The sequence below is a fragment of the Thalassolituus marinus genome (genome assembly GCF_020320395.1).
Taxonomy (GTDB): Bacteria; Pseudomonadota; Gammaproteobacteria; order Pseudomonadales; family Oceanobacteraceae; genus Venatoribacter; species Venatoribacter marinus.
Map to the genome: position 1 here is coordinate 90,418 of NZ_JAEDAH010000013.1, position 6,693 is coordinate 97,110.

Here is a 6,693-nt window from a genome sequence, read left to right on the forward strand (position 1 = left end):
CCTATTAATAAGTACGGACTTTCGGCGGGAATGCTTCCATTGTCTTAGGAGCAAAGTTAACCGCACGCTTGCCGATGGTCTTGGTTTGTGGGAAGTACAATGAGTGGCACAGCCAGTTCTCATCGTCACGTTCTGTGTAGTCGTTACGAGCGTGGGCACCACGGGACTCTTTACGCTCAATTGCAGCAACGGCAGTCGCGTAAGCAGTCTCGAACAGGTTGTCCAGCTCCAGCGCTTCGATACGGGCCGTGTTGAATGGACCGCTCTTGTCGTCAAGAACAGTGTTCTTAACGCGCTCGCCGATCGCTTTCAGCATTTCCAGGCCTTTTTCCATGCTTGGACCTTCACGGAATACACCGAAGTACAGCTGCATGGTTTTCTGCAGATCAGCACGGACTTCTGCAACCTTCTCTCCACTTGACGCGCTGTTCAGGCGATCCAGACGCGCCATGGCACGTTCTACATCTTCGTCAGTCGGATCAACGAAGTCGAAGCCTTCACGGAAGTTTTTCTCTACCTGCAGACCTACCGCACGACCGAATACCACCAGGTCGAGCAGTGAGTTACCGCCCAGACGGTTTGCACCGTGAACAGATACACACGCGATCTCACCTGCTGCGTACAGACCATCAATAACAACGTCGTTGCCATTTTCGTCTACAGTCAGGGCCTGACCACCGATGTTAGTTGGAATACCACCCATCATGTAGTGACAGGTAGGAACAACCGGAATCGGCTCTTTAACAGGGTCTGCGTGAGCAAACGTACGGGACAGCTCCAGAATGCCTGGCAGCTTAGCGTTCAGGGTTTCTTCACCCAGGTGGTCCAGCTTCAGGAATACGTGATCGCCTTCTTCACCACAACCGCGGCCTTCAAGGATTTCCATAACCATAGAACGTGCAACAACGTCACGACCAGCAAGGTCTTTTGCGTTAGGTGCATAACGTTCCATGAAACGCTCGCCGTCTTTATTGATGAGGTAACCACCTTCACCACGACAACCTTCAGTCACCAGAGTACCAGCACCGGCAATACCTGTTGGGTGGAACTGCCACATTTCCATGTCCTGCATAGGAACGCCAGCACGTACCGCCATACCAACACCGTCACCAGTATTGATCAGAGCGTTGGTCGTGGACTGATAAATACGACCTGCACCGCCAGTAGCCAGTACAGTGGCCTTGGCCTTGATGTAAACAGTTTCGCCAGATTCGATATCGATAGCGATAACGCCCGCTACCTGACCGTTAGCATTTTTAACCAGATCAACGGCATACCATTCATTCAGGAAGGTAGTACCGCCTTTCAGGTTGCCTTGGTACAGGGCGTGCAGAAGCGCGTGACCAGTTCGGTCAGCAGCTGCACAGGTACGGGCTGCCTGAGTAGGATCGTTTGGACCTTTCGACTGGCCACCGAATGGACGCTGATAAATACGGCCTTCTTCCGTACGGGAGAAAGGCAGACCCATGTGCTCAAGCTCGAATACAGCCTGAGGGCCTACGGAACACATGTATTCGATAGCGTCCTGGTCACCGATGTAGTCGGAACCTTTAACGGTATCGTACATGTGCCAACGCCAATCATCGTTTGGATCAGCAGACGCGATCGCACAAGTAATACCGCCCTGGGCAGATACAGTGTGCGAACGGGTTGGGAATACTTTAGTAACACACGCGGTTTTGATGCCTGACTCAGTCAGCTGCAGTGCAGCGCGCATGCCCGCACCACCACCACCGATTACGATGGCGTCAAACGACATAGTTCTGATTTTGCTGCTCATGACTTACACGCTCCAGAGAATATCGATGCCCCAGACCAGGTATACGAACAGGAAACCTGCACATACCAGCTGGAAGGCAAAACGCAGAGCTGCGCTTTTAGTGAGGTAGTCAGTTGAAATAGTCCACATACCGACCCAGGCATGTGCACACAAAGAAATCAGGGCAGCCAGGCTGAATACTTTCATCCAGGTCTGGGCAAACAGACCTTGCCATTGACTGAACTGCAGATCCGGAGAGGCGATAACGAAGCCCAGCAGGAACAGAGTGTAAAGTGCCAGGATGACAGCGGTCAGTCGCTGAACAACCCAGTCATACAGGCCACTACGGCCCAGATTGGTAACACTGTTTACCATACCCAAACTCCCGCCAGAACGATTACGATCACGCCACACACCAGGGTGATGATGGCACCAGTTCGACCGCCTTCTTTGGTTTCACCAATTCCCATATCCATCAACAGGTGCTTAACACCCGCCACAAAGTGGTAGCCCAGTGCAGACAGAATGCCCCAGGTGATGAATTTAACCAGACCGTTATCAAACGCCGCTTTCAGATCAGCAAAAGACTGCTCTGACTCCAGAGATGCTGCCAACGCGCACAGCATGAAAGCTACAGCGAAGAACAGGATAAAACCGGACACACGGTGGATGATGGAAGCCTTAGCGGGAAGTGGGAGCTCAATAGTAGTCAGATCCAGATTTTTAGGTCTATTGCTATTCACGGCTCTTACACTCTCATATGGGCTTAGCCCTCCTGTTTTGGCTTTTGGCCAGAGGGTTAAGCGCAGGCTCAAGAAGAATCCCCAAACGCTGTACAACTTTTGCACAGGTTTCAGGGCGCGACAAATTATAGTCACCACCCCGCCGATTTACAAATCGTCTGGTACTGACACAGACGCAGTGCAAACATCGGCGAAGGCTGTTTAGTTACACAGCATAGGGACTATACTAGACCCTTGGCTAACCCGCTGCTCGACCGCTGGGTAATTGACAAACGAAGTTCAGCACCTATAGTTGTGCGCTTTATTTTGAGGTAACGCCTTAATTTTTAAGGCTCATTTGAGGTATTGCCTTAGTTTTAAGGCTTAATTTTGACCAGCAGGAGGCCTATCCATGGCTGACAAAAAAGCAACTCTGAAAGTTGATGGCATTGAAGAGCAATTTGAACTGCCTGTTTATGAAGGCACAGTAGGACCCGATGTCGTTGACGTGCGCAGCCTCTCCGGTAAAGGCCTCTTTACCTATGACCCAGGCTTTATGTCTACCGCTGCGACAGAGTCAAAAATCACCTACATTGACGGCGCTGCCGGCGTACTGCTGCACCGTGGTTACCCTATCGAACAACTGGCAGAAAAATCCGATTACCTGGAAACCTGCTACCTGCTGCTGCACGGAGAACTGCCTTCTGCAGAGGAAAAAGAAACGTTCGTTAACACCATCAAGAACCACACAATGGTTCATGAGCAGCTGAGCCACTTCTTTAATGGCTTCCGTCGTGACGCTCACCCAATGGCAATTATGTGTGGCGTTGTTGGCGCACTGTCGGCGTTCTACCACGACTCTCTAGACATTCACGATGAACATCACCGTGTTGTTTCAGCGCACCGCCTGATCGCTAAAATGCCAACTTTGGCAGCTATGGTTTACAAATATTCCATCGGCCAGCCATTCATGTTCCCACGCAATGACCTGAGCTACGCAGAAAACTTCCTGCACATGATGTTCAACACTCCATGTGAAGAGAAGAAGATCAGCCCTGTTCTGGCCAAAGCCATGGACCGCATCTTCCTGCTGCACGCCGACCACGAGCAGAACGCTTCTACTTCTACCGTACGTCTGGCTGGCTCTACCGGTGCTAACCCATTCGCATGTATTGCGTCTGGTATTGCTGCTCTGTGGGGTCCTGCTCACGGCGGTGCTAACGAAGCAGTACTGAACATGCTGGAAGAAATCGGTGATGAGTCCAACATCGACAAGTTCATTGCCAAAGCGAAAGATAAAGAAGATCCATTCCGTCTGATGGGCTTCGGTCACCGCGTTTACAAGAACTTCGACCCACGCGCTAAAGTGATGAAGCAGACTTGTGACGAAGTTCTGGCTGAACTGGGCATGGAAGATGATCCACTGCTGAAAATCGCTATGAAACTGGAAAAAATCGCTACCGAAGACGAGTACTTCGTGAAGCGTGGTCTGTACCCGAACGTAGACTTCTACTCCGGTATCATTCTGAAAGCGATCGGTATTCCTACCGAACTGTTCACTGTGATCTTCGCAACTGGCCGTACTCCAGGCTGGATTGCTCACTGGAACGAAATGATCAGCAGCGACTACCGTATTGGTCGTCCACGTCAGCTGTACACTGGTCATCCAAAGCGCGACTACCCGGCTTAATCGTCAGGTAACGCACCATGAAAGCCGCTCCTCAGAGCGGCTTTTTTGTTTCTTTTAACCTCAGGGAATCATGCAGCCATGGCAAACATTCTTTTTATCGGCCTTGGTAATATGGGCTACCCCATGGCCGGGCATCTTGCTGAAGCCGGGCACCAGGTAACGGTATTTAATCGCACTGTCGGTCGCTCAGAACTGTGGATCAGTGAGTTCTCCGGCCAAAAGCTAACTGAATTCAGTCAGCTTCCGACTCAGCTCGACGCCGTATTCCTCTGCGTTGGGCGCGATGAAGACGTGCAGAACATTCTGATTGATGAGCAGAAACTACTGAGTAAATTGCCGCAGCATTGCCTGATCGTTGACCACACCACAACCTCAGCCAGCCTCTCGCAGTCCATCGGCCGTCACTGTGCTTCTCTGGGTCTGCGTTTCGCCGACGCACCGGTATCCGGTGGACAGCAGGGTGCTGTAAACGGCCAGTTAACCATTATGTGCGGTGCCTCAGCGACTGTTTTTGAACAAGTTAAACAGCTCACCGCACCCTACACTCGTGCGATAGAGCATATGGGGGAGATAGGAAGCGGCCAGAAAGCTAAAATGGTTAACCAGATATGCGTTGCCGGATTAATTCAGGGGCTGGCTGAAGGCGTTCATTTCGCACAGCAGTCAGGACTGGATGTCCCGCAGGTTATGAAACTGTTATCTCAGGGCGCAGCCGGTAGCTGGCAAATGAGCAACCGCTATCAGACCATGCTCGATGGTAGCTATGACCATGGTTTTGCCGTCAACTGGATGCACAAGGATCTGGAAATCTGCCTGAGCGAAGCCAGTCAGATGGGTATCAGCCTGCCAGTCACAGAACAGGTCGATCGCTACTATCAGGAATTACAGGCTATGGGAGCCGGAGAGTTCGATACATCAGCCCTGCTCTACCGCTTACAGAAAAGCATGACAGGCAGTGCGGAATAGAAAAAATCTTCTATGCTTGATTTATGGACTTTGATGGGACGACCATGAATCAACAGAAGCACTCGCTGGGCGCCATTCGCACCGCAAATGACAATGAAGTGAACTGGAGTCAGGTCAGTGAAACGCTGGCCATGCTGGCGCTCGCCATCGCCCAGATCGATACATCATTGCAGGAAGGCAGCCAATCTATCGACAAACTGACTGGCAGCTTTACCGCAATGGCGGACAACACCCAGCGCCTGTTGAAAATGGCCACAGAGGCTGCCGATAGCATCCCTGTTGAGGTTGGAAAAATTGCCCATGACCTGCAGGCCGAGATTCAGCAGGCCATTATTGCCTTCCAGTTTTACGACCGCCTGACGCAGCGCCTGGATCATGTTGGTGACAGTCTTGAACAGATGGGCCATCTGATAGCAGATCCCGGACAACGCTATCTGCCAGCACCCTGGAGTCTTCTGCAAAGCAAAATTAAAAGCAATTACACCATGGAAGCCGAACGGATTATGTTTGAGCACATCATGGCCGGGCATTCCGTCGCTGAAGCGCTGGAAATTTACCATCATCATTTCGATAAACAGTCGGACGACAACTTCGGAACCGACGACGATATCGAGTTATTCTGAGGTCAGTTTATCTCCGACACTCAGTACATCGATATTCCGCAGCAGCGCATTCTGGCCGAAAATAATTTTCCCATCCAGACGGCAATATTCTTTCAGCGCCGCCAGAACATCAGCCTCTCGCTGCTGAGTAATCAGATTCCGCGTCGGTATAACACAACGCTCGCACGGTTTAACCAAGGGTATCTCACCGCAATTGACACGCAGTCTCTGCCATTCCCGCTCAGCAAATGCAGCCGCCCCCTGAACAACAATATTTGGCCTGAAACGTTCTATATCCAGAGCTCTGCCAACCACACCGGACAGGTAATCAAGACTCTCCTGCAAGGCAACCAGTAGCGGATAGCCATCCGCAAAACCCACCATATCACCTTCCTCAGCGTACTTTCTGCTCACCTGACGCTGGGTAGCGGAAGAAACGGCAACCAGTCTTGCAGGAACTCCCAGATACTGACTGAACCATAGCGCAGCCTCCTCACCACAATCCGCTGCAGACATTTCGTCTTTCCACACAACAACCCTCTGCTCCTCACCATCCAGCGGATACAACACCGTTAAATCCGGCTGATCGGGTGCAGTCACCAGCAAGCCAGTATCGGTGACTTGCGGCGAAATAAAAGCCATCGCCGGCAATGTGCGCTGAGTCAGAAACTTTCCGGATTCGTCCACCAGCATAAAACGGCGATCGCCCTCAGGGCCGTACTCATCAAACGTCAACTGTTCAACAGCCACTGGGGCGCAGGATTTGATCGGATATATAAATAACTGGGAAACGGTGAGCATCATTAGTCCTCCTGATGCCACAACAATACACGCCCATATTTTAAATGGGCATAAAAAAACCGCCATTCGGCCACTGCTGTCCCACAAATTTTTATTTGAACTTTTGTGAGATATTCCAGGCCCCTTGTCCTCATAGAGGGGCCTTACCCCTCT

Annotated in this window: 7 protein-coding genes; 3 read left to right on the forward strand and 4 right to left on the reverse strand. The window is 51.3% G+C overall.

Annotated elements, in window-relative coordinates; genetic code table 11:
• Nucleotides 1-4: 4 nt before the first annotated feature.
• Genes sdhA through sdhC form a run of 3 tightly spaced genes read right to left on the reverse strand, consistent with a single transcriptional unit; the run spans nt 5 to nt 2,502 of the window.
• Nucleotides 5-1,780 (reverse strand): succinate dehydrogenase flavoprotein subunit, encoded by a 1,776-nt coding sequence (sdhA, locus tag I9W95_RS03375; protein ID WP_225671849.1) that lies wholly within the window; start codon nt 1,778-1,780, stop codon nt 5-7.
• A gap of 3 nt (nt 1,781-1,783) precedes the next feature.
• On the reverse strand, nt 1,784-2,134 hold the full coding sequence (gene sdhD / locus I9W95_RS03380) for a succinate dehydrogenase, hydrophobic membrane anchor protein (protein ID WP_225671850.1): 351 nt from the start codon (nt 2,132-2,134) through the stop codon (nt 1,784-1,786).
• Complete coding sequence (sdhC, locus tag I9W95_RS03385) at nt 2,128-2,502, reverse strand: succinate dehydrogenase, cytochrome b556 subunit (RefSeq protein WP_225671851.1); 375 nt, start codon at nt 2,500-2,502, stop codon at nt 2,128-2,130. The genes sdhD and sdhC overlap by 7 nt, the downstream gene beginning before the upstream one ends.
• 391 nt (nt 2,503-2,893) lie before the next feature.
• On the opposite strand from sdhC, the gene gltA reads away from it, so the two are divergent.
• The 3 genes from gltA to I9W95_RS03400 all read left to right on the forward strand — a co-directional run bounded on the left by gltA (nt 2,894) and on the right by I9W95_RS03400 (nt 5,760).
• Complete coding sequence (gene gltA, locus I9W95_RS03390) at nt 2,894-4,171, forward strand: citrate synthase (RefSeq protein WP_225671853.1); 1,278 nt, start codon at nt 2,894-2,896, stop codon at nt 4,169-4,171.
• A gap of 78 nt (nt 4,172-4,249) precedes the next feature.
• Nucleotides 4,250-5,137, forward strand: a complete 888-nt coding sequence (locus tag I9W95_RS03395) for an NAD(P)-dependent oxidoreductase (protein ID WP_225671854.1) — start codon at nt 4,250-4,252, stop codon at nt 5,135-5,137.
• A gap of 44 nt (nt 5,138-5,181) precedes the next feature.
• Nucleotides 5,182-5,760: a hypothetical protein gene (locus tag I9W95_RS03400; protein WP_225671856.1), complete on the forward strand. Its 579-nt coding sequence runs from the start codon at nt 5,182-5,184 to the stop codon at nt 5,758-5,760.
• Here the strand turns inward: I9W95_RS03400 and I9W95_RS03405 are convergent.
• Nucleotides 5,752-6,543, reverse strand: coding sequence for an MOSC domain-containing protein (locus tag I9W95_RS03405; RefSeq protein ID WP_225671858.1), 792 nt, complete (start codon nt 6,541-6,543; stop codon nt 5,752-5,754). The genes I9W95_RS03400 and I9W95_RS03405 overlap by 9 nt on opposite strands.
• Nucleotides 6,544-6,693 lie beyond the last annotated feature (150 nt).